Origin of the sequence: Fulvivirga sp. (assembly GCF_040218215.1) — a bacterium.
GTDB lineage: Bacteria > Bacteroidota > Bacteroidia > Cytophagales > Cyclobacteriaceae > Fulvivirga.
Window position 1 is genome coordinate 64,849 of sequence record NZ_JAVJQL010000030.1, and the last position, 25,077, is coordinate 89,925.

Consider the following 25,077-nt stretch of genomic DNA (forward strand, 5'->3'; position numbering starts at 1 on the left):
GTAAGAAAAAAACTGACTTTCTTACATTAAGATAAGACATTATATGCAATTAGTGCCGACAGGTACGCTATAATGGTCATATAGGTAAACTGAATGGCTGGCCATTTCCATCCTTTCGTCTCCCTATAAACAACAGCTAACGTACTCATACATTGCATGGCAAAAACATAAAAAAGCAAAAGGGACACGCCCGTTGGTAAATTATATCGTGGTCCGCCTGTTTCCTGATTTATTTCAGATCGCATGCGACTTTTGATGGTACCCTCTTCCACATCATCGCCAATACTATAAATAGTGGCCATGGTACTTACAAATACCTCTCTGGCAGCAAAGGAAGTAATAAGTGCAATGCCAATTTTCCAATCATAGCCCAAGGGAGTAATAACAGGCTCAATGGCCTTGCCGAAAATACCGGCATAGGATTTCTCCAGCTTATAGGCCTGTACTTTATTCTCAAATTCTTCTGCGGTTAGTCGTTGATCTTTCACCAACTCGGCAACCTCTACTTGTGCATTTTCAATATGGTCACCCGGGCCATAGCTTGCCAGCACCCAAAGTATAACAGAGATGGCCAAAATGATTTTACCGGCTTCAAAGACAAACGTTTTAGACTTCTCAAACATGGTTAACCCAACATTCTTCCACCTTGGTGATTTGTAGGTGGGCAGCTCCATTATCAAAAAGCTCCTTTCCTTGGTCTTGAGCAACAACTTCATTATGCCTGCAGAACCAATGGCCATAAAAAATCCAAGAAGGTACAGGCCCATCAATGCTATGCCTTGCATATTGATTATACCAAAAACCAATTTATCTGGAATGACAAGGGCTATTAAAATGGTATAAACAGGAAGCCTGGCCGAGCAACTCATGAAAGGTGTCACAAAAATAGTGATAAGTCTTTCCTTCCAGTTTTCGATAGTCCTGGTAGCCATAATAGCCGGAATGGCACACGCAACCCCTGAAATAAGCGGTACTACGCTTTTACCATTAAGGCCCACCTTGCGCATGATCTTGTCCATAAGAAAAACCACACGCGACATATATCCGGTCTCTTCAAGTATTGCGATAAAGGCAAATAGAATGGCGATTTGGGGAATGAAGATGACTATTCCACCTATACCAGGAATCAGCCCTTCTGTTAGAAGCCTTGTTAAGGCACTATCTGGCAGAACCTCAGATAGAAAAGCACTAAGTTCTGAGAAGGTCAGATCAATAAAATCCATCGGCACTGTGGCCCAGGCAAAGATGGATTGGAAGATTAAAAAGAGTATGGCAAGAAAAATGGCATAACCCCATATTCTGTGGGTAAATATCCTGTCTAGCTTTTCAGTCACTTTTTTAGGCAGCACAGTAAAGGTTTCCTTCACAGCTCCATTAATAAAATGATTGATGGACGAGTAGCGTTCCAAGGTTTCTTTTCTCCTTAGGTCATCTCTGCTAAAATTGTGCTTATCAGCAATTTGCTGAAGTATATTTTTCTCGTTTTCAGCTAATGAGGTGTTAATATTAAATTGCTGCAAGAGCTGATAGGCTAGATAGTCTTCCTTGATAGTGAAAGTTGCTTTTACTTCTTTAATAGCCTCAGGAGCATGGGCAGCGGCATCAAAAATGGGTTGATATTCATCTAACTGGATATCGGTTAAGGTTTGCTTTAAGAGATCAATGCCCTTGCCTTTTCGTGCTTTCATTGGCAGCACAGGCACACCTAACTCGTTGCTTAGCTTTTCACTGTCTATGCTTAGACCAGTTTTCTCCACAATGTCCATCATGTTCAGGACAAGAATTGCAGGGATATTCAGGTCATGAATTTGAGTAAATAGCAGCAGGTTTCTCTTGAAATTTGAAGCATCTACAATAACAACTACTGCATCAGGATGCAGTTTGTTTGATTTGTTGGCCAGTATATCAAATACGATCTTCTCATCAGTCGAGTTTGGGTAGATACTATAAGTACCCGGTAAGTCTATGATTTCTACCTTTTCACCATTGGGCAAATGAGTATAGCCAGTCTTTTTATCAACAGTTACACCAGGGAAATTTCCAATCTTTTGGTTTAAGCCAGTAAGGTGATTAAAGAGCGATGACTTTCCAGAATTAGGATTGCCAACAAGGGCGATTTTTCTCATATCGCCTGTAGCCATTTATTGTACTGAAATAGTGATAGCCTCGTCTAAGCGCAAAGACAGGTCATAACCTGAAACGCTCACACAAATTGGATCTCCTAGCGGGGCAGCGAAGTTGAATTTTATCGGTTGGCCGGGCAAACATCCCATTTCCAACAACTTCAACGAAAGTGTATCATCCATAAATCCACTGATAATGGCACTTTCTCCAGGGGCTAAATCCACAACGCTTCTAAGGTTCACCACTTTTATTTAGATTAATTATAAACAATGCGAAGATATGGCCTTCGACTGGGATTAGCAAAGAATAGAGTGAAAAACGAATCAGCAAAAAAGGTGACTTTGGTCAGGGGAATTTTCGGTGCACTATGGCGCCCTTCTTGCTGTAGTCACCAACAAGTAATGACCTAGAGACTGTTCGGGGACAAATTCTATTAGAATAAGCTCACCCACACCCCAAATTCTTCTTCAAATCCCTATCTGGTAAAACCCCTGATTGAGAATTATCAGAATTACTTTCCTCAAAAACCGCCAGGTATCTAGAAATCGCTTCAAAGCTTTCTGAAGTGGCCTCATACATGCCCATATGCCCAACTTCTTTTAAAACAGTCAAATGTGGATGCTGCATAAATTCAAATTGGGCCTGAGATTTTTCAAAAGGTACAGATGTATCCTGATCACCAGCAATGAATAGGATTGGCCCATTAAATGACTTCAACACATCTGTGCGGTCGGGGCGATCACGCATAGCCTCCATATAAGCCACTAACGATTCCTGATCGGTATTGGCTGCATCTGAGGTTATTACGGAAATTTCTTTGCCGAGACGGTCACGGTTTTTCACATAAATCAGTTGACTAACGAATGAGTCTGCGAATACCTTAACCCCTCTTTTCCTTACAAACGCAATGGTTTTATTTCTGGAATGCTTTTTTTCGTCATCATCGGCAAAGGCAGTGGAATGAAACAGCCCAAAGCCTTTAATACTATCAGGATATTTTTCTGTTAGTGCCAAGGAAACATAGCCACCTAAAGAATGTCCTATGATCACACTTCCCAGCAACTGATTTTCTTTCATCCACTGATACACTTCTTCAGCAATATCAGCTATGGAAAAAGGAGTTTTGGGAAGGGGGCTTTTACCAAAACCCGGCAAGTCGAGTGTAATTACTTTATGGCTAAAGGCTAATTTGTTAAGAAGAGGCTTCCATATGGCTAAAGTTTCACAAAAACCATGGATGAGGATAACGGGATTACCCTCACCTCTAACTTCAGAATAAATAGAAGACATTATTTGTTGGTCAATACTCCTTCAGTCATTGCAACAACAGCTGCTACTATTCCTTGCGGGTCGAAATTACATTCAGCATGTAATTCTATTTGCTCACCGTGTTCTACTATTCTGTCAGGAATGCCTAATCTTTTAACTTGAGCAGCGTATCCCTGTTCGGCCATAAACTCTAAAACGGCACTTCCAAATCCACCCATTAGGCAGCCATCTTCAACGGTGATTACCTTTTTGTATTTGGAAAAAATCTCATGGAGCATTTTTTCATCTAAAGGCTTCACAAAACGCATATCATAAAGCGCAGGGTTTAAGCCTTCTTTTTCCAATTGCTCAATAGCTTCAATGGCATAGTTTCCAATATGACCAATGGTCAATATAGCTACATCTTCACCGTCTTTAATTTTTCTTCCAGTTCCTATTTCAATTTCTTCCATAGGAGTTCTCCACTCAGGCATAACACCTTGACCACGAGGGTAGCGTATCGTAAACGCCTTACCTTCTCTTGGCAGTTGAGAAGTATACATTAGGTTTCTCAGTTCTGCTTCATTCATTGGCGAAGCAATGATCATATTTGGAATACAACGCATATAAGCGATATCATAAGCGCCATGGTGCGTTGGTCCATCAGCACCTGCAAAACCTGCCCTGTCGAGGCAGAAGTTAACGGGCAAATCTTGAATACATACATCATGCACTACCTGATCAAAGGCGCGCTGCATAAACGTGCTGTAAATATTGCAAAATGGGATCAAACCTTGAGTGGCTAAACCAGCTGAGAATGTAACAGCATGCTGTTCAGCAATGCCAACGTCAAAAGCTCTGTCTGGCATTGCCTCCATCATAATGTTCATAGAAGAGCCAGATGGCATAGCTGGTGTTATCCCAGTTATTTTATCATTTTTCTCTGCCAGTTCCACCAGTGTATGCCCGAAAACATCCTGATATTTTGGTGGCTGCGGAGCTTCATGAACTTTTTTTCTGATCTCTCCGGAAACCTTATCAAATTTTCCTGGAGCATGCCAAGTAGTTTTATTGCCATTTTCAGCAGGAGCATAACCTTTGCCTTTGGTGGTGATGCAATGTAAAATTTTAGGACCTTTGATGTCTTTTAAATCGGCAAGTACACTTGCCAAATGATTCACATCATGACCATCAACTGGACCAAAATATCTCAAGTTTAATGATTCAAACATATTGCTTTGGCTCAGCAATAAAGATTTGATACTATTTTCTACTTTGGAGATTACCTCTCTTGCGTTAGGTCCGAATTTGCTGATCTTACCCAAAACATTCCAAACTTCATCTTTCACCTTATTGTAAGTATGTGAGGTGGTTATGTCTGTTAAATAATCTTTTAGAGCACCCACATTAGGGTCAATAGACATGCAGTTATCATTCAAAATGATAAGAATGTTGCTATTAGAAACCCCAGCATGGTTCATACCTTCAAATGCCAATCCGCCAGTCATGGACCCATCTCCAATAACGGCTATGTGCTGCTGCTCTTCATCTCCTTTGTATTTAGAAGCTACGGCCATACCCAAAGCCGCTGAAATGGATGTTGACGAATGACCTACGCCAAAGGCATCATATTCGCTTTCCTTCCTTTTAGGGAAGCCCGACATGCCTTTATACATTCTATTAGTATGAAAAACGTCTTTTCTACCGGTCAGAATCTTATGGCCATAAGCCTGATGCCCAACATCCCAAACCAACTGATCTTTAGGGGTATTAAATATGTAATGTAATGCTACCGTTAGCTCTACTACGCCTAGGCTGGCACCAAAATGACCTCCATAAACAGAGACATTATCGATAATAAAATGACGCAACTCATCGCAAAGCTGTACGAGCTGTGTCTGATCCAGTTTTTTTAGGTCTTCTGGACTGTTAATTTTAGCAAGAAGCTTTCCGGGTTCAATTAGCATCTTTTATAAGTTGGCATTAAATCTAGAACAAGAACTCAAGGTAACTGTTTTAAATATTTTATGCAATTTGATAATAAACGGCAAAATTACACTTTTTTACACAAGCCAGTCATATTTACTCGATATAGTAATATCTTTGACTTAATACTGATTAATCAACACTTAAGATTTTTGATGTGAGCTTCGAAATAAAATTACCTCTTTTTGAAGGCCCTTTTGACCTACTTCTCTTTTTCATAGAAAGGGATGAGCTAGACATCAATGATATACCCATATCAAAAATCACAAAGGACTTTTTGGACTATCTCCATAATCTTGAAAAGTTGAATATAGAAGTGGCTAGCGAGTTTATTTTGGTTGCCGCTACCTTGATGCGCATTAAATCTAAATTGTTATTGCCAAGACCTCAGTTGGATGAGGAAGGCAATGAGATAGATCCTCGGGAAGAGCTGGTCAGACATTTATTAGAGTATAAGAAGTACAAATCGGTACTTGAAGAGCTTCAGGTTATGGAAAATAACCAGATAGAAAAGGAGAAGCGAGGAAATATAAACAAGGAAATCAGGTCTTTGGCAGAGTCTGTTAATGTTGAATCAGAGATGCAGGACCTTGACTTATACAAACTGCTGAAGGTGTTCCAAAATGTGATGGAGCGCTATGAGATAGAGCAAAACAAGCCAAGGCATGAGGTTATTCAGTTTCCTTATACCATAGGAGGTCAGCGGGATTTCATCATGTATACTTTAAGAGATAAACGAAAAGTCCCATTTACAGACATCATTGAGCAGGATAAAAATAAGATTGCCGTTATTTTTAACTTCCTTGCTATCCTAGAACTACTTCAAATGGCTATGATCACGCTTCATATTGGTGATGGCTTCAATAATTTCTGGGTGGAGAAACTCAATGATATAAACGAAACAGTTACCGAAAACTGAAATATTGCCTTATTTAAAGATTCTTAAGTCCTATTTTTAAATATTAATAAAAGTTTTTTTAGACTTACTCTGAATGACTATGTCAGATACTTTCTTAGATTATTCTTTGTTATTTGAAAAGGCTCCCGTAGCCATGATTATCATTAGCAGTGAGGGGTTAATTTTAAATACAAATCGTCAAGCAGAATCGCTTCTTGGAATCAAGAAAAAAGATGCCCTAGATAAATTGTTATTTACACTTTTTGATGTTTCTGATCACGAAATTATAAGGAAAGGGATACATTCAGTAAAACAAGAAGGAGGAAAAAAGCATCCTGTATGTGAAGTTTCTAAATACAAATTGTCATTTAGCCCATTAGATGACAGCTCTCAAATCTGCTATATTCAGGAATTATTCGAAGGAAAAAATAATAGTCAGGGGAATCTCGAATCATTTATTCAAAAGTCTCCTAATTCTGTTGCAATGTTTGATAATTCGATGAACTACATCGTGTGTAGCAAAAATTGGTCATTGGAGTGGGATTTTAAAAGTAAAGGCTTAAATCGAAAAAGTATTAAGGGAAAAAACCATTACTCTATTTTCTCAGATGTAAAGGAGATTTGGAAAATAAAACATCAGCTTGGCTTAGAGGGAAAAACATTAGAAAATAATAGAGATAGTTTCATTGACAGCAATGGAAATTTGGTTTGGCTTAGTTGGCAAATACGACCATGGTATAATGAAAAGGGAAAAGTTGGAGGGATATTACTCTTTACAGACATAATAACTGAAAAGGTTAATATGGAAATAGCTCTTAAAAAGAGTGAAGAAATGTTAAACCTTTTTTTCCTTCAATCTTTAGACGGGTTTTTTATAATGGAAGCCGAAAGCCCTTTGAAACTGAATGAGGGTAAGAATAAGAAAAAAGCAGTAGACGATGTTTTTAACAAATTCCATATTGTAAAGCTTAACAATGCTCTTTTAAAACAATACGAGGCCGGCTATGACGATATGATTGGTCTCAGCTTTAATGACTTATTTAAGAATAATAGTAAAGTGGCCAATGGTATCATTTCTGATTTGCTAGATAAAAAACAACAGATAGTAATCACAAAAGCAGACACTTTCAAATCAAATCAAATATGGGTCGAGGGTGATTATATAGCATTATTCAATAAGGAAGGTGATTTAACAGCAATTTTTGGTATGCAAAGGGATATCACTCAAAGAATACAAGACGAGTTAGACTTAAAGAATTTAACGGAAGGATTGGCGAAATCAAATACTGAACTAAAGCAGTTTGCCTATATAACATCACATGATTTGAGGGCACCCGTAATAAACCTCAGAACGCTAATTAGTTTCTACGATCGGCAGTTAATACACCAAAATAACAAAGAGGTATTCAATAAAATTGAAGAATCAGTTCAACGGTTAGATACAACCCTGAATGATCTTGTTGATCTTGTAGCATTCAATGAAAAACCACATTATGAAGCAATACAAATTGATTTAAAAAAATATGTAGATGAAATAATAAGCAATATTGAACAAGAAGTTATTCAGTCTGGGACAATAATCAAAACGGACTTTTCCAAAGTGGATCTTTTCTATTTCTCTGACAAATATTTGAAAAGCATTTTACAAAATCTTATTACCAATGCGGTAAAGTATCGTAGTGATAAACGTCAGAGCAAAATAGATATATCAGCAGAACTATCAAATAATAATATTAACATTAGAGTTAAGGACAACGGAATTGGTATTGATTTAAATAAATATGGAGATCGACTTTTTGGCTTGTATCAAAAGTTTCACAATGGTCCAAATAGTAAAGGCCTAGGTCTGTTTATTGTAAAATCTCATGTTGAACTAGTGGGGGGTAAGATTGAAGTGGAAAGCGAGGTAGATGTTGGAAGTACTTTTAAAGTAATCTTGCCAATAGGTAAATAAGAATTTTAATGCTATTATTAGTATAAAATAAAATTATCAGATGAAACCTAATGTGTTAATTGTGGATGATGATGATGTAAATAATTTTTTATGCAGGAGAATTATTTCCGCAACTAACTTTTCAGATAATGTAACGACATTTATAAATGCTGATATGGCGCTCGATTATCTAGAAAGTAATGCATCAGAAATATCGGTTTTACCCGACATTATATTTTTGGATATTAATATGCCAGTTAAAAATGGATGGGATTTTCTAGAAGAATACAAGTCTGTCAAGCCACGTTTAAAGAAACCTATAAAAATATATATGCTTTCATCATCTGTATATCCTGATGATATAGCAAAAGCCAATAATTATGAAGATGTAACAAGCTATATTTCAAAGCCTTTGAGTGAAAGCATCTTATCTAACATCGAAATTTAAGGTATTTTAAAGGAAAAATAACTGTAATTCTTATTTATAGACCAAGAACGATCCGTTTTTAGACGGTAGCGCGCTACTTCCCATCAAGTACTTATCAACAGCGACTGCAGCCTCTCGGCCTTCAGAAATAGCCCATACTACTAAAGATTGGCCTCTATGAGCATCTCCAGCTGTAAAAATATGCGGCCAGTTTGTTTGATATCTTTTAGCTTTTACTAAGTTTCTTTCAGTCACTTCTATTTGAAATTGCTCCAATAAGGAATTTTCAGGAGCCACAAAACCAATAGCGAGTAAAGCCAATTCACATGGTTCTTTTCTTTCAGTGCCAGGTATTTCTTCAAAAGTCATTCGGCCTTCCTTCTCTTTCCACTCTATGTCTACTAACGTGATAGACTTAACATTACCTACATTATCGCATTCAAATGCCTTAGTTAGAAGTGCCCACTCTCTTTTGCCCCCTTCTTCATGCGATGAGGAAGTTCTTACAACCATCGGCCAGTTTGGCCAAGGGTCTTTGTCAGTTCTATGATCTAGTGGTTTTTCTAAAAGCTCAATTTGAAGCACGGATTTTGCACCCTGTCTATGCGAAGTCCCGATACAGTCGGAGCCAGTATCTCCACCACCAATTACCACTACATGTTTGTCTTTTGCGGTAATGCTAACACCTTCAGGAGTTTCATTGGCTACCTGCTTATTTTGCTCGGTAAGAAATTCCATAGCAAAATGAATGCCTTTAAACTCCCTTCCCGGAATAGGTAAATCTCTTGGTACCGTTGAGCCAGTACAAATAACAATAGCATCAAAACCGTCTTCCAAAGTTTTGATATCCACATTTTTTCCGACTTCAGCATTGGTTTCGAATACAATGCCCTCAGCACTCATGATGTCAAGGCGTCTGTCTATTATGCTCTTTTCAAGCTTAAAATCGGGGATACCATATCTTAGAAGCCCACCAATCTGATCAGCCCGTTCAAAAACAGTTACAGAATGGCCAGCTTTATTCAACTGATTGGCAGCAGCCAGACCTGCGGGCCCAGAACCAATAACGGCAACGCTTTTACCCGTTCTTGTTTTTGGTGGATTAGGCTTAATATAGCCGAGCTCATAGGCCTTTTCGGCAATGGTTTTTTCGATATGCTCAATGGCAACTGCTGGTTTGTTGATTCCAAGAACACAACTCGCTTCGCAAGGTGCAGGACAGATTCTGCCAGTAAACTCAGGGAAGTTATTGGTCTCTGATAAAATTTGTATAGCCTCTTCCCAGCTTTTACGATATACCGCATCATTAAATTCAGGAATGATATTGCCTAATGGACAACCATTATGACAAAAGGGAATACCGCAGTCCATGCACCTGGCCGCCTGCTCATTAGTTTTCTTCTCCGGAAATGGCTCATAAATTTCCTTATAATCATGAATACGCTCTTCCGGCTTTCTTGATTTTGGAAGCTCTCTGTCAAAGTTTAAAAATCCATCTACTTTTCCCATTATGCTACCTCCTTTTTAGTTTTTTTACTTTCTAACACGGCTTTGTAATCAGTAGGAATCACTTTTACGAACTGATTAATATAGTATTTCCAATTTCCTAATATCTTTTCTGCCAACTGGCTTTCTGTAAATTGTCTGTGTTTCTCGACCAGGCTTTTCACAAGATCCATATCTTCATCATCAAGCGGCTCGAGCAGTACCATTTCCTTATTGCACATAAAATCAAATCGGCTTAATGGGTCAAAAACATAGGCAATACCACCGCTCATGCCTGCACCAAAATTCTTTCCTGTTTCACCCAGTATCACCACTCTTCCGCCAGTCATATATTCACAGGCATGATCCCCTACGCCTTCAACCACAGCACTCACGCCAGAGTTACGTACAGCAAACCGTTCTCCAGCCATACCTCTGATAAAGGCCTGCCCGCTGGTAGCGCCATAAAAGGCTACATTGCCTATAATGATATTTTGCTCGGCCTTGAAAGTGGCATTTGGGCTTGGTTTAACAATTAATTTACCACCCGATAGCCCTTTGCCAAAATAGTCATTGGCTTCACCAGTCAGGTTAAAAGTAACACCAGGAGCTAAAAATGCCCCAAAACTCTGGCCTGCAGAGCCTGTGAAGTCAATATTTATGGTGTTTTCTTTTAGTCCTTTTCCTTTATGGATTTTGGAAATTTCATTTGAAAGCACGGCACCTACGGAACGGTTTACATTTTCAATGTCAAATGTGGCATGTACTTTTTCATTTTTCTCAATGGCGTCTTTAGATACTTCTAATAACTTCCAATCAAGAATTTCATCCATTTCATGGTCTTGCTCAATTTGTTTGAACTGACCAATATTTTTTTCAACTGTTTCCCTGTGCAATATTGGGGAAAGGTCGAGGTTACTGAGCTTCCAATGTTTTAAATTGCTTCTAAGCTTTAATACTTCACTATGCCCAACCATTTCATTGATTGTTCTAAAACCTAACGATGCCATTATTTCCCGCAGGTCTTCGGCCAAGAAGCTAAAGAAATTAACGACATGATCAGGATTCCCTGTGAACAGCTGACGCAACTCAGGGTTTTGTGTTGCTATACCTACAGGGCAGGTATTCAGATGACATTTTCGCATCATGATACAACCTTCTACTACCAAGGCAGCAGTTGAAACGCCCCACTCTTCTGCGCCAAGCAAAGCTGCAATAGCCAAATCGCGACCCGTGCGCATTTGTCCGTCAGCCTGTACGGTAATTCGATTTCTGAGATTATTTTTTACCAAAGTCTGATGTGCCTCAGCTAAGCCAAGTTCCCATGGCAGACCTGCGTGCTGAATAGAGCTGAGTGGAGAAGCTCCGGTGCCGCCATCCGCACCTGCTATAAGCACCACATCGGCATTGGCTTTTGAAACTCCTGCTGCTACGGTGCCTACTCCTGCTTCAGAAACAAGCTTAACATTAATACGCGCAGATCGATTGGCATTTTTTAAATCGAAGATCAGCTGTGCCAAATCTTCAATAGAATAAATATCATGATGTGGAGGAGGGGAAATTAATCCTACACCTGGTGTAGAATGACGAACCCTTCCGATCCAGTCGTCCACTTTATGGCCAGGCAGTTGGCCACCTTCACCGGGCTTAGCACCCTGGGCCATTTTAATTTGAAGCTCATTGGCATTGGTGAGGTAGTAACTGGTTACACCAAAACGACCGGAAGCCACTTGTTTAATAGCGGACCTTTCCCAATCGCCATTGGCCTTAGGTTCAAACCTTACCTCATCTTCACCGCCTTCACCACTATTACTCTTGGCGCCAATGCGATTCATGGCAATTGCTAGCGTGGAATGTGCCTCATGAGATATTGATCCAAATGACATGGCACCAGTTGCAAAGCGTTTGAAAATTTCCTCTTTAGATTCTACCTCTTCAATGGGTACAGGAACACGTTCTTTAAATTCTAAAAGCCCTCTTAAAGTCAATGCCTTTCTTGATTGGTCATTAATTTTTTCAGCATACTTTCTATATAGCTTGATGTTGTTGGTCTTTGTCGAATGCTGAAGCAAATGGATGGTTTCTGGTGTAAAAGTGTGTCGCTCGCCACGAAGTTTCCATTGATATTTACCACCAACTTCTAATCTGTTTAGGTTTTTATTATAACAGAGGTCATGTCTAACAAGCACTTCTTTTGCTAATTCGTCAAAACCGAGACCCTCTATTCTGGAGGTGGTCCCTTTAAAACACTTATCAACTACTTTATTGCTAATACCTAAGATTTCAAATATTTGAGCCGACTGATAAGACTGTAAGGTGCTTATCCCCATTTTGGATAATACTTTTAATAACCCATAACCAATGGCTTTTTGATAATTATGAAGGGCATCCTCGGTGGTTAACCCTTCTTGTAGCTGATCCTGGTCATTTAAATCTGCAATAGTTTCCAGGGCCAGATATGGGTTGATTCCGCTGGCGCCATAGCCAATAACCGTAGCAAAGTGATGTGTCTCCCGGATATCACCAGCTTCAACGATTAATCCTGCTTTGGTTCTGATTTTTTCTCTTACGAGATAATGATGCACCGCACCAATGGCCATCAATGAAGGTATCGGTGCTTTGTCTTTGGAAATATTTTTATCTGACAGGATAAGGATTTTCTTGCCTTTACCTATGGCAGCTTTAGCTTTCTGACAGACATTTTCAATAGCTCGTTCAAGATTTCCGGTTTTGCCATTGGCATCGAATAAAATGTCAATAACAGCATAGTCAAAACCACGATCGGCCATTGATTTTAGCTTTTCAATATCTGAATTGAGTAGTACGGGCTGAGACAAATGTATTTGTCTGGTATGTGCCGGAGTTTCATCCAGAATGTTCAGGCTTTCGCCTAACCTTGTAAACAATGACATTACCAATCGCTCCCTAATTGGATCGATAGGCGGGTTACTTACCTGGGCAAAAAGCTGTTTGAAATAGTTTGAAATATGCTGACTGAACTCTGATAATACTGCCAGTGGAGTATCTGCACCCATAGAACCAATAGGCTCTTTGGCAGTTTCGGCCATGGGTGCCAATATAACTTTGATCTCTTCCGAAGTAAAGCCAAAGGCCTGCTGTCTGTTTTTTAAAGTAGCTGAATCGAAACCAATGGTCGGATCAGCCACTTCAGGTGCCAGGCGAAGTTTTATTCTTTCATCTTTGATCCATTCTACATAGGGCTGCCTATGGCAGATCTCATGTTTGATCTCTTCATCATAAACCACTTTTTTGTTTTCAATATCAGCTACTAGCATTTTACCCGGTTGCAGACGGCCCTTGCTGATAATGTCTTTCTCATCCAAAGGAAGTGCACCAGCCTCTGAGGCAATGATAAGCTGATTTTGCTTTGTGATAGTATACCTGGCTGGGCGCAAGCCATTTCTATCCAGCGTAGCACCTACCATTTTTCCATCGGTGAATATCAATGCGGCTGGACCATCCCAGGGCTCCATTAATGAAGCATGGAATTTATAGAAGGCCTTACGCTGTGTTTCCATCAGTTGGTTATCTTCCCATGCCTCAGGCACCAACATCATCATAACGTGGGGCAGCGACCGACCGCTGAGGACCAGCATCTCAACCAGGGAATCCAAATTGGCAGAGTCAGAGTGGGCTGGGTCTGTTACAGGCAGCATTATTTTAAGCTCTTCGTCAGTAAATACATCTGACTTCATATTGGCTTCTTTGGACTGCATTTTGGTGACATTGCCTTTGATAGTATTGATCTCTCCGTTATGGGCGATATACCTAAAAGGCTGAGCCAATTTCCAGCTTGGGAAAGTGTTGGTAGAAAACCTTGAATGAACTACAGCAATGGCTGTTTTAAAACCTGGATTTGTAAGATCATGATAATATGACCCTAGCTGATTGGTTCTAAGCTGGCCTTTGTAGATAATGACCTTACAAGAGAGGCTGGGCATATAGAAGTCTCCATTATTTCCTGAAACATTCCATCCTATATAATGAGTTGTGTAATTTCTGAAAACAAAAAGCCTTCGTTCCAATTCAATATCGGAAAGACCATTTTTATGCGTCATAAATACCTGTTCAATGACGGGCTCTCCCTTTTTGGCACCAGCACCAGGTACGTTTTTATCTACCGGCACGGGCCTGTAACCTAAAATAATAAGATCCAATTCAGCCGCATGTTTTTCAAATACACTCCTGCACTCATCGCGCACCGACTTGGTGGTAGGCCAGAAGATCGTTCCGGCACCATAAGATTTAGCCTCAGGAAGATCAATATTAAGTGCTTTGCATTCCTGTTTTAAAAATTCATGGGGAATTTGCGTTAAAATACCAGCCCCATCACCAGTTTCAGGATCAGCACCCGTACCACCACGGTGTTCCATTCTGCTGAGCATCAATAACGACTTTTGAACCAGCTCATGTTTTGCTATCCCATCTATCTGGGCGATGCACCCTATGCCGCACGAATCGTGTTCAAAATCTGAACGATATAGCCCCTGGTTTTTCAAATTTCTCTCTTCCATTTTTCAATCCTTAATTTCAATTTAGGGGTAACTCATTCACTCACTTTCTCGACCAAAAGTTGGCCGGAATAGCGCCCGAAAAATCGTTAAGAGGAGAGTGACTTTACCCTAAAGAAGTTGAGATAATACTTAAATTGTGAGGTAATTGCAATTAAAAAAGGCCATTTAATTATCGTAAACGATTGCTTTGAGTAAATAGGGCATATCAGAAAATTTGAGATTTTTAGAATTCTGGTGCTTTTTCTGAAAAAATGTAGCCTAACGATCGATCGTTATTAACACGATTTTAACGCCTAAAACTCCAGTGTTAACGGACTTAATATTGGAATTTAATTTTGCTTAAAATGCCAGGCCGAAATCTTATTTTATCCTTCGCATAAAAGGAGTTTTATTCGTCAACAATATGGGCATGATTAGCAAAATTTTTGACGGGGGCTTATCTGTATCCAGTGCATCCAAAACTTCAAGATTTGTTAACAACTTTCGATTAATCCAATCGCATCATGCACAATCATTTAATATTGCTTTGATACCTAATTAACCCCTTTGGCAGGCTTTCTACAGACCTTTGTAATGAAAATAAAAGGTAAAAAACATGAAAGCAAAAGTAACATTGCTAGTACTCTTAACAGTTTTGAGTACAGCCCTATTCGCTAATGAAGGCGAGAACAAGGCAACCAGGTCCTCTATCATTGAGGTAGTAAAGAAAGATGAGGCAATTTTTAATCTTATTTACAAAGGATCAACAAGTCAAGTATCAGTAACCATTCTAAACGAAGCAGGAGATAAGGTATTTGTTGAGAAAATTAAAAAGCTAGATGGTTTTTCAAGACCCTACAATTTTGAAGCGTTGCCTTATGGTACATATACATTTATAGTGGAAGATGAGTTTGGAAGTATGAATGATGTGGTATCATTCGAGAAGAAGGAGGTAGTTACAACTTTGCCAGTACTTATCAAGTGCAACGCTACTTCGCTCAAAGAAAATGGATATATCCTTACCATTGTAAACGACCAGCCGAGAAGGGCCATGGTTAGAATATTTGATGCTAAGGGAAAATTGGTTTATGAGAAAGAAGAGCTTCTTAATGGAAACTTTTCAAAGCTTTATAACCTTAGCCGAATTGAAGCTTCTTTTGATATTGAAGTAGAAATTGACAACCAAACAGAGCGTTTTAGTTTCTAATATAGTTGGCGCTATAATTAGCTGTCATGAGCGTTGAGTTTATGGCAGCTTTTTTATTTTATCATGGTTTTAAACTCTTCATGAAGCTTTAAAACCTGAGGGATTAGCATCTCTTTTTCATCGTTATTGATGATATAATCAGACCTTTCTATCCTTTCCTCATCTGACAGTTGTTTTTCAATAATAGACTGTATTTCTTTTTCTGTTCGAAATGGGTCTCTTTTGAGTACCCTTCGAATTCTTAATGGAATAGGCGCAGTAACGTTAATGACCTTGTCTAACACTTTGTAAGAGCCAGATTCAAACATCAGAGCTGCTTCTTTTATTACGTAATCAGAGCTTTGGGACTTAACCCAGGCTTTATAATCCTTGCCTACCTCTGGGTGAATAATACCATTCAGAACCTCTAATTCCTGTTTATTATTAAATACTCTACCAGCTATATACTCACGGTTGAGGCCTGTTTCGGTATAGGCTTCCGCACCAAAATGGGCTATGATGGCAGCCTTAATTGTTTCGCTGTTACTTGTTAGCCATTTGGCTCTTGAGTCAGCATCGTAAATAGGAATGCCAAGACTGGCGAAGATCTTACAGACAAGGCTTTTGCCCGATCCAATACCTCCGGTAATGCCGACTTGTAAAAGCTTATTCATTGAATTGAACCTTCACCTTTGCAGAGTCCAGGTGAACATCTTTGGTGAATTCGGGGTGCCTGGTAACCTCAAGTGTTATGGTTGAATCCTCGGGGTTGATCATATTATAATTGGCAATGATGCTAAATAAATCTGGAGTAATATTATTAGCCTTATTGATACCAACATTATAAATAACTTTTCTTAAAGTGTCCGTTACAAGGGCGTTTCCATTCTTGGGAAAGTTTTCCATAGTCAAAGGCACATCAATCTCTGAGGAGGTATATTCTTCAACACCGAAAACAACATTCATTGTTGGAGGATCACGGCTAATCAATCGAGAGTTTTCAAACTCGATAGGGATGTCCTCATTATAATTTTCATCAATATCCGATTGAGGGATGCTAATTGTAAGGACCTCGTCCATCTGGCTTAATATAGATTCAGGGCCCTGCAGGGTTACTGAATCCGGACTGTAGCGTAAAGATGAGCTCAACCAATACTGCTCATTCAATTTAATGGCTGTGCTGTCAATAGCTAATTTGAACCTTCTTGTAGCACGATTATCAATATTAACAAATAGTGTATCTGTAAGTATGAAGTTTACCTCAAACTCATCCAGCTGATCTGACAAGGTTCCAAGAATTGAGTTGCCAGGAATTTTTTTTATCTCTGAAGCATTCTGCAGCTTAAAATTTACCGGAGTAACTTTTATACCCAGGCTATTTCTAAAAAGATTCCAACCAAGACCACTAACATTTATCTGAATGTATTCAGGGGGCTGTTCTAAAGGGATGTACTTCTCGGTATCGTAGCTAAATACCAAAGGGTATTTTAGTGTAGTAGAGTAAGTATCATTAAGTGCATTAAGAAACCAGAAAGTAGCAGCGGCCACAATGCATAGTGTAATCACCCTGATGCTTCTGATGCGCTCAGGGCTTATTGATTTCACTATGGTGCCTAGTTTACTCAACTATTTTGTTTCCTCTAAAACGGTTTTAGATGACTCTTGTGATATTGCTGACCTGTTAAATTTCAATTTAACACCTTTATCTACTTCTAAAGTTACTGTATCGTCTTCTGTTGACATGACTTTACCGTGCAAGCCGCCAATAGTAACCACATTATCACCTCTTTTAATCTCTTCAATAAATTTCTTCTGCTCTTTCTGCTTCTTTTGCTGCGGTCTGATCATGAAAAAATAGAATACCAATGCAACACCACCAAAAAGAATTAGTGAAGAAAGTCCACCACCGTCTGCTGCTTGTAATAATAAAGGCTTAATCATTTTTTAATTTTTTGTTTGAGTAAAATAAGTTAATAAAAACAACACATCCCAACTCCTTGGGAGAGTTGGGATGCGCAAATATAGAATTTATTCTATGTAATTATTTCACTGGTCCTTCTGCAGGAGCTTCTTGAGCTGCAGGAGTCACCATAGCTTTGATTCTTAGCGTAGACTGCTTAGGCCAAGTGTTAGCTGTGATAGTTACAGTTTTGTTTTGGATGTTTGGCTTACCCTTACTGTTAAACTGAGCAGTAATTTCGCCAGTACCACCAACTGGAATTGGCTCTTTAGGCCATGTTGGTACAGTACATCCACAAGATCCTTTAGCACTTTGGATGATCAAAGGAGCATCTCCAGTGTTAGTAAATGAAAAAGTGTGCTCTACAACATCACCTTCAGCGATAGTTCCGAAGTCATGATCCAACTCGTTAAATTTGAAAGCAGGAAGAGGTCCTTCAGGCTTAGTTTCTGGAGTAGCAGTAGCAGCAGTTGCACCACCAGTTTTACTAGTCTCTAGTTGAGCTAGTTTGTTCTCTAATTCAGCAATTCTTTTCTCAGCGTCTTTGTCGCTTCCACATGCACCTAGTACAAAAGCCATTAGCCCTATAGCCAATGCAGATTTCATTAATTTGTTCATTTCTAGTTTAGTTTATTTTGACTTACTTTTTAAAAGATTAATTCTTTTCTCCACTTTTAATGTGGCTGATCAACTCATCCACATCTTCTAACAATCTTTCAGCTTTTTCTTTAGCATCATTAACCACTCGTTCACCATGGGATTTAGCCTCGCTAAGCGGGCCTTCATTATGGTTTACCAAATCGTCTACCAGATCTTCAAGCATTGTTTTGTACTTGTCTAACCTGAAAGTTAATTTGTCACGAGTATTAGAGCCTTTGTCAGGAGCATAAAGTATCCCTACTATCGCTCCGGTTGCTGCTCCAAGAAGAAAAGCCATAAAAGTATTTCCTGATTTCTTGCTCATTGTATTTCTATTTATTGTCTATTAATCCGCGTCCGCTTTTTCTAATAACACCTGAAGCTTCAAGCTCATCAGCAATGACATCTAATATACCATTGATAAAGACTTTACTCTTCGGAGTACTATAACGTTTTGCGACCTCAATATATTCATTTATTGTCACTTTTACAGGGATGCTCGGAAAATTGATCATTTCCGAAATCGCCATTTCAAGTATAATCTTGTCGGTGACAGCAATTCTATCTACGTCCCAGTTCACTGCTTTTTTCGCAATTAACGGCTCGTATTTTTCTTCAACCTTTATGGTCTCTTCAAACAGCTCCTGAAAGAACGTTTTGTCATCTTCCCAATTATAAGAAAGCTCTTGAAGTTCAAATTCTCCGCTCCCATCAGGAATAGACTTTAAAGTCTTGGTCACAAGGCTTTTGATAATGGCTCTGTCTTCATCCCAGTTTAAATCGGCATCTTCCAGATACTTATCAATTACATCGTTTTTGAATATTAAGTTCTTTACGATGTGATCAATAATGGCCTTATCGCTTGCAAAGCTTTGGTCTTGTGATTTCAAATACTTTATATACTCATCATCAGCCTTTATTATGTCTTTGAACCACTGACGAACAGTATCGGACTCATTTGTCCAATTTAAATTTCGTCTTAAGCTAGCGGTTTCAAGCGACTTGTTAAATTTTATCGACTGGATTAACAAATTTTTAACAAACCTGGAGTGATCTTGTTTAGCATCTTTTTCAGCGAATTCCGAAAATTCTACGAGGAGCAATAAGATCAATAGATACCGATCAACAATTTTTTCAGCCTCTATAAGCATTGTCTTTTTAAAATGGATCAGGTCTTTACCATTTTTTTGATGGTATTCCTGAATCATTTTTGTGGCCACTTCTTCCACCTTATCGGTAGAAGCATGATATCCCGTATCCTCAAAATTGGCCTTGAAAAGATCAGTGCAAAGCTTACGGTCAGCTTTTAGCTGTTCTTTGTCTTGCACTTCCATTGAATTAAGATCGGGAGAAAAAATGTCAGCAATCTGCTGTACTGCCAAGGCATAATTGGCATCCCTGCTTTGACGAAATGCAAACATTGTTTGCATTGCTTTGATTCGTAATGTTCTGCGGTTAAGCATTTACGGTTATTAAAAAGAACGTATTTTATTTAAATAAACATGTGGTGGCTTTATGCCACCACCATATTCATCTGCAAAAGTAGGTTATTTTAGATTATCTAGACAATTTAACTTTGCCTATCTCTTCTATTCTTTGCTCTGCTAATTTAATAGCGGCTTCCTGAGAAGAAATTTTCTCAACTTCAGCCTTATTTAAGATGTCTAAACAAGTGCCATAAATATTTTCTGCCTGCATATAAGCACTTTCCCTATTATAGTTGCCTAAATACTCTTCATATACATTGATGATACCACCAGCATTAATCAGGAAGTCAGGCGCATAAGTAATGCCTTTGTCCAATAGCATGTAGCCATGTTTTTTCTCATCAGCCAGCTGATTGTTAGCTGCACCTGCTACCATCTGGCATTTCAATCTTCCGATTGTATTGTCATTCAATGTAGCTCCAAGAGCACAAGGTGCGTAGATGTCAACGTCAAGGTCATATACTTCATCCATGCCTACTACAGTAGCGCCAGATTTTTCAGAGATGGCCTTCAATTTGGCTTCAGAAATATCAGTGATATAAAGCTTGGCATTTTCTTTTACCAAATGGTCTACAAGATACATACCTACCTGACCAACACCTTGTATGGCGATTTTCTTGCCTTCTAAGCTGTCCGAACCAAATACTTTTTTGGCGGTAGCTTTCATACCTAAATAGGTACCATAGGCTGTAACAGGAGATGGATCACCACCACCACCACGAACTTCAGGAAGTCCAGTTACATATTTGGTCTCCATGCCTATGATTTCCATATCACGGGTTTTCATGTTCACATCCTCTGCAGTAATGTACTTGCCACCAAGGCTTTGAACAAACTTTCCGAACCTTCTTAAGAAAGCTTCTGTCTTCATGGTATTGACATCACCGATAATCACGGCTTTACCCCCACCAAAATTCAACCCTGAAATAGCTGACTTGTATGTCATGCCACGTGAAAGGCGCAAAACATCTGTAAGCGCCTCCTGTTCGTTGGTATAATTCCACATTCTGGTACCACCACAAGCAGGACCTAAAACGGTATTATGTATACCAATAATTGCCTTAAGGCCGGTAGCTTCATCATGACAAAATACGACTTGCTCATGACCTAATTTAGAGACTTCTGAAAACAGAAATCCCCCCTCTACCTTTTCCATTTCTTTTATATCCATCATAATGTGCTAATAATTACTTTATCGTACTTTTGAGCCGTTCAAAAGAGAATGCCTCAAGGAAAATGTGGCGCAAAACTAAGCCTTTTTTGTAACTAATTCAACGAACGAAAACGATTGCATAAAGAAATAGGGCAGATCGCTAAGATTGTTTAAAACTTAACACTGATGCCAAACGTTGCAATACGAGACAAAATCCTGAATGAAAGAATTAAGCTATCTCAATAAGTATCTTTGGAAATATAAGTATCACCTGGCACTGGGGCTACTTTTCATCATTATCTCAAATATATTTCAGATTATTCCTGCTCAGATGGTGCGCTATGCGCTGAACCTGGTAGGCGATAATATCCTAATATATAAATCTTTCCAGGGGGTTGATTTGCAAGACAATATGTATGAGGTATTTGCTGCCAGTATTCTGATCTATGCCTTGATTATTTTGCTGATGGCCCTGCTAAGAGGGGTGTTCCTCTTTATGGTGCGACAGACCATTATTGTCATGTCCAGGCTCATAGAATACGATCTGAAAAACGAAGTTTATGCCCATTATCAGTCTTTGCCACTAAGCTTTTACAGAAGAAATAATACGGGAGATTTGATGAACAGAATCTCCGAGGATGTGAGCAAAGTGCGCATGTACCTGGGGCCTTCTATCATGTATGGCCTTAATCTGATTACGCTTTTTGCGATGCTGATTCCCTATATGCTATCTATCAATGTGACACTTACATTGTATGCATTGATTCCTCTGCCAATTCTTTCTGTGAGCATTTATTATGTGAATAATATTATCAACAAGCGCTCAGAAGACATTCAGATCAGCCAGTCAGGACTCTCTACTTTTGTGCAGGAGGCATTTTCTGGGATCAGGGTACTGAAGTCTTTTATAAGGGAGAAGGACTCCATCAATAAGTTTTCTGCTGAGAGCAATAACTACAAAAATAAGTCACTGCGGCTGACCATGGTGCAGGCATTGTTTTTTCCTTTGATATTGGCTTTGATTGGGCTAAGTACTGTGCTTACTGTTTATGCCGGTAGTGCACAGGTGATTGAAGGGACTTTGACTTTTGGTAACATCGCTGAGTTTATCATTTATGTGAACTTATTAACATGGCCGGTGACATCTTTGGGCTGGATTAGTAGTATTATACAACGTGCGGCCGCATCGCAGAAACGACTGAATGAGTTTTTGAAAACAGAAAATGAAATAGTCTCAACACACAATAAGATTAATGTGCTGGATGGCAAAATTGTGTTTGACAAGGTGGGGTTTGTTTACCCTGACTCGGGCATAAGAGCTTTGGATGACATTTCTTTTGAAGTGAATCCAGGCGAATCATTGGCGGTTATTGGTACCACAGGATCAGGGAAAAGTACGATTGCCAACCTGATCTCCAGAATGTACGATACCACCTCTGGTAGCATCAAAATAGATGATGAAGACATTAAGGCTTATGAGGTAGTGAATCTGCGCAGCCAGATTGGTTATGTGCCACAAGATGTATTCCTTTTCAGTGATACTATTTTCAATAATATAGCTTTTGGCAGTCAGGAGTTTGATGAAGAAAAGGTACTGCAGGCGGCCAAGGATGCTGATGTATATACGAACATCATGGATTTCCCTGAGGGGTTCAATACTAAGGTAGGGGAGCGAGGTATTACCTTATCGGGTGGACAAAAGCAGCGTGTTTCTATAGCCAGGGCGATTTCCAGAGATCCTAAAATATTGATGCTGGATGATTCGCTTTCTGCGGTGGATATGAAGACGGAGAATACCATTCTCAACAGCATGAAAAAGATCATGAAAGGGCGATCTACCATTATCATTTCGCATAGGGTGTCATCCGCCAAGCTGGCCGATAAAATTATTGTGCTGGATGATGGCAAGATTGTAGAAAAGGGAACGCATGACAGCCTGATGGCCCATGACGGGGTTTATAAAGACCTTTACGAAAAGCAGATGACTGCTGAAGAGACGCTGGAGGGGTGATTTGCGAGGAATTATCGCTTGTAGTCAATTTTAAATTTATTTGAGGTTAATTCTTACGAATTAGAGCAATAAGATGAACCTGTTTGAATTGGGCTTGGTAAATATCAAACATTCGTTGTATTCTTGATAATTATGGATGAATTGATCAAGAGTAAGCTTTTAGAAATAGAGAAAGACTATAAAGTCAAAATACTTTACGCCTGTGAATCTGGCTCTAGAGCATGGGGTTTTCCGTCTCCAAATAGTGACTATGATGTCCGTTTCATTTATGCGCAAGATTTAGATTGGCACTTATCTCTTAAAGAGCAAAAGGATACCATTGATCTACCAATTAATGATGAGCTAGACATAGGAGGGTGGGAAATTAAGAAAGTTCTAAGCTTAATGTGGAAATCAAACCCTCCATTACTTGAATGGTTACAATCCCCAATCGTGTATAAAAGTGAAGGTAATTTTCTTTCTGAAATATCAGAATTAAGTCAGCAATATTTCTCTCCAATTGCTGCAATGCATCATTATCTAAGTATGTCTAAGAAGTACTTAGAAACATGTTCTGGAGAAGAAGTCAAGCTTAAGAAATACTTTTATGCTTTAAGAACTACTATATCAGGAGCATGGATAAGAGAAAACGGTTCAATGCCACATATTGAAATGCCAAAAATGTTCTCAATAGTAGATGGAAAAGTAAAAGATAAAATCACTGAGTTAATTGAAATCAAATCTGGGCAAAGCGAGTCTTATTTACACCCACTAGAGCCTTTAATTACTGACTTCTTAAACCATGAGATTGAGCTAAATGAAAACGTAGCAACTGACTTACCCGCATCAAAAGGTAATTTTGAGCAACTTGATGAATTTTACCGCAAAGTAATCAAGAATTGATATGACAATAGAAGACCTAAAAAGAAAAGACATTATAGTTTTTGAATGCATGAGTGGCAGTCATGCATATGGTCTTGCAACATCTGAATCAGACGAAGATATTAAAGGTGTTTTTATCCTTCCTAAGGAAGATTACTATGGGCTAAATTATATAGATCAGGTTAGTAATGAAACTAATGATATTGTTTATTACGAACTAAAGAGATTCATTGAATTATTATCAAAAAGTAACCCTAATATTCTTGAGCTACTCTATACACCAGAAGATTCAGTTCTTAAAATTCACCCTGTTTTTGAAGAAATAAGGTCGCATAATTTCTTGTCCAAACAGTGCAAAGACAGTTTTGGAGGATATGCCATGACTCAAGTTAGAAAAGCCAAAGGATTAAATAAAAAGATACTTAACCCTATTGAAAAGGAAAGAAGGAGCGTTTTAGACTTCTGCTATGTAGCCGATGGTCAAGGTTCCATTCCAATAGCTGAATTCTTGAATAGTAATAACCTTAATCAGGAAAATTGCGGATTATCTAGAATACCTCATATGCATGAAATGTATGGAGTGTATTATGGAGAAAACAGTTTCAAAGGTATTTACAGAAAAGATACTTCAAACGATGTTGTATTGAGTTCAATACCTAAAGGATTAGATCCAATTGCTATTATGTCTTTTAATAAATCAGGCTATTCAAAGTATTGCAAAGAGTATAAAGAATATTGGGAATGGGTTGATAAACGAAATGATGCTAGATACGAAAATACAGTGCAGCATGGAAAGAATTATGATGCAAAAAATATGATGCACACATTTCGTTTATTGAACATGTGCGAAGAAATTGGAAGAGATGGGAAGATAAATGTTCGGAGAGAAGATAGAGAATATTTACTTAAGATTAAAAGTGGTGATTTTCAATATGAAGAGCTGCTTGAAATTGCTGAGAATAAGATTAAAAAAATTGAAGAAGAATATGAAAATTCAAGTCTACCTGAGTTTCCCGACATTGGCAGAGACTGTAAATTAAACTCTGTCTAAGAAGATTTTAACAATTAACTTAGATAGACAATGACACAAGAAGAGATTGACCAATTACAGAGCAAAGCACTTGCTCAGTTCAAGTCAGGCAAATCCCTATTCGGTAAGGATGGT

20 protein-coding genes are annotated in these 25,077 nt (G+C 38.8%); 7 read left to right on the forward strand and 13 right to left on the reverse strand.

Translation table 11 applies throughout. The features are described 5' to 3' along the window. Positions 1–26 precede the first annotated feature (26 nt). From feoB to dxs, 4 genes are all read right to left on the reverse strand, one after another. On the reverse strand, positions 27–2,126 hold the full coding sequence (gene feoB / locus RIB54_RS22290) for a ferrous iron transport protein B (RefSeq protein ID WP_350103111.1): 2,100 nt from the start codon (positions 2,124–2,126) through the stop codon (positions 27–29). A 15-nt stretch (positions 2,127–2,141) separates the two neighbouring features. Beyond that, positions 2,142–2,366, reverse strand: a complete 225-nt coding sequence (locus RIB54_RS22295) for a FeoA domain-containing protein (RefSeq protein ID WP_185153675.1) — start codon at positions 2,364–2,366, stop codon at positions 2,142–2,144. A 202-nt stretch (positions 2,367–2,568) separates the two neighbouring features. Continuing rightward, positions 2,569–3,414, reverse strand: a complete 846-nt coding sequence (locus RIB54_RS22300) for an alpha/beta fold hydrolase (RefSeq protein WP_350103112.1) — start codon at positions 3,412–3,414, stop codon at positions 2,569–2,571. After that, positions 3,414–5,339, reverse strand: a complete 1,926-nt coding sequence (dxs, locus tag RIB54_RS22305; RefSeq protein ID WP_350103113.1) for a 1-deoxy-D-xylulose-5-phosphate synthase — start codon at positions 5,337–5,339, stop codon at positions 3,414–3,416. Before dxs ends, RIB54_RS22300 begins: the two co-directional genes overlap by 1 nt. Before the next feature lie 176 nt (positions 5,340–5,515). Between dxs and RIB54_RS22310 the strand changes: the two genes are divergently transcribed. From RIB54_RS22310 to RIB54_RS22320, 3 genes are all read left to right on the forward strand, one after another. Then, positions 5,516–6,277: a segregation and condensation protein A gene (locus RIB54_RS22310; RefSeq protein ID WP_350103115.1), complete on the forward strand. Its 762-nt coding sequence runs from the start codon at positions 5,516–5,518 to the stop codon at positions 6,275–6,277. Positions 6,278–6,383: 106 nt separating this feature from the next. Further along, a complete protein-coding gene (locus RIB54_RS22315; RefSeq protein ID WP_350103116.1) occupies positions 6,384–8,210 on the forward strand; it encodes a PAS domain S-box protein in 1,827 nt (608 codons plus the stop codon). Positions 8,211–8,250: 40 nt separating this feature from the next. Next, positions 8,251–8,637, forward strand: coding sequence for a response regulator (locus tag RIB54_RS22320; RefSeq protein WP_350103117.1), 387 nt, complete (start codon positions 8,251–8,253; stop codon positions 8,635–8,637). A gap of 30 nt (positions 8,638–8,667) precedes the next feature. Here RIB54_RS22320 and RIB54_RS22325 read toward each other — a convergent pair whose 3' ends face one another. Then, positions 8,668–10,125, reverse strand: coding sequence for a glutamate synthase subunit beta (locus tag RIB54_RS22325; protein WP_350103119.1), 1,458 nt, complete (start codon positions 10,123–10,125; stop codon positions 8,668–8,670). Further along, complete coding sequence (gene gltB / locus RIB54_RS22330; RefSeq protein WP_350103120.1) at positions 10,125–14,636, reverse strand: glutamate synthase large subunit; 4,512 nt, start codon at positions 14,634–14,636, stop codon at positions 10,125–10,127. The genes RIB54_RS22325 and gltB overlap by 1 nt, the downstream gene beginning before the upstream one ends. A gap of 595 nt (positions 14,637–15,231) precedes the next feature. Here gltB and RIB54_RS22335 point away from each other — a divergent pair. After that, entirely contained in the window at positions 15,232–15,822 is a 591-nt protein-coding gene (locus tag RIB54_RS22335; protein WP_350066465.1) for a hypothetical protein, read from the forward strand. Positions 15,823–15,875: 53 nt separating this feature from the next. On the opposite strand, the gene coaE is transcribed toward RIB54_RS22335, so the two are convergent. The 7 genes from coaE to RIB54_RS22370 all read right to left on the reverse strand — a co-directional run bounded on the left by coaE (position 15,876) and on the right by RIB54_RS22370 (position 21,061). Next, complete coding sequence (gene coaE, locus RIB54_RS22340) at positions 15,876–16,475, reverse strand: dephospho-CoA kinase (RefSeq protein WP_350103122.1); 600 nt, start codon at positions 16,473–16,475, stop codon at positions 15,876–15,878. Then, positions 16,468–17,406 carry a YbbR-like domain-containing protein gene (locus RIB54_RS22345; RefSeq protein ID WP_350103123.1) on the reverse strand — a complete coding sequence of 313 codons (939 nt, stop codon included), beginning with the start codon at positions 17,404–17,406 and terminating at the stop codon, positions 16,468–16,470. Before RIB54_RS22345 ends, coaE begins: the two co-directional genes overlap by 8 nt. Positions 17,407–17,427: 21 nt before the next feature. Beyond that, entirely contained in the window at positions 17,428–17,742 is a 315-nt protein-coding gene (gene yajC / locus RIB54_RS22350; RefSeq protein ID WP_350103124.1) for a preprotein translocase subunit YajC, read from the reverse strand. A gap of 100 nt (positions 17,743–17,842) precedes the next feature. Next, positions 17,843–18,379: a DUF1573 domain-containing protein gene (locus RIB54_RS22355; RefSeq protein ID WP_350103125.1), complete on the reverse strand. Its 537-nt coding sequence runs from the start codon at positions 18,377–18,379 to the stop codon at positions 17,843–17,845. Between the two features lie 37 nt (positions 18,380–18,416). Beyond that, positions 18,417–18,725, reverse strand: a complete 309-nt coding sequence (locus RIB54_RS22360; RefSeq protein WP_155187879.1) for a YtxH domain-containing protein — start codon at positions 18,723–18,725, stop codon at positions 18,417–18,419. Between the two features lie 7 nt (positions 18,726–18,732). Next, the gene (nusB, locus tag RIB54_RS22365) at positions 18,733–19,821 is read right to left on the reverse strand and encodes a transcription antitermination factor NusB (protein ID WP_350103127.1); all 1,089 of its coding nucleotides are present in this window, start codon (positions 19,819–19,821) and stop codon (positions 18,733–18,735) included. Positions 19,822–19,957: 136 nt separating this feature from the next. Further along, on the reverse strand, positions 19,958–21,061 hold the full coding sequence (locus tag RIB54_RS22370) for a Glu/Leu/Phe/Val dehydrogenase dimerization domain-containing protein (RefSeq protein WP_350103128.1): 1,104 nt from the start codon (positions 21,059–21,061) through the stop codon (positions 19,958–19,960). A 199-nt stretch (positions 21,062–21,260) separates the two neighbouring features. Between RIB54_RS22370 and RIB54_RS22375 the strand changes: the two genes are divergently transcribed. The 3 genes from RIB54_RS22375 (at position 21,261) to RIB54_RS22385 (ending at position 24,963) form a co-directional block, all read left to right on the forward strand. Beyond that, entirely contained in the window at positions 21,261–23,051 is a 1,791-nt protein-coding gene (locus RIB54_RS22375) for an ABC transporter ATP-binding protein (protein WP_350103129.1), read from the forward strand. A gap of 132 nt (positions 23,052–23,183) precedes the next feature. Beyond that, positions 23,184–23,933, forward strand: coding sequence for a nucleotidyltransferase domain-containing protein (locus RIB54_RS22380; RefSeq protein ID WP_350103131.1), 750 nt, complete (start codon positions 23,184–23,186; stop codon positions 23,931–23,933). A 1-nt stretch (position 23,934) separates the two neighbouring features. Then, positions 23,935–24,963, forward strand: a complete 1,029-nt coding sequence (locus RIB54_RS22385; RefSeq protein WP_350103132.1) for a nucleotidyltransferase domain-containing protein — start codon at positions 23,935–23,937, stop codon at positions 24,961–24,963. The last annotated feature ends 114 nt before the right edge of the window (positions 24,964–25,077 follow it).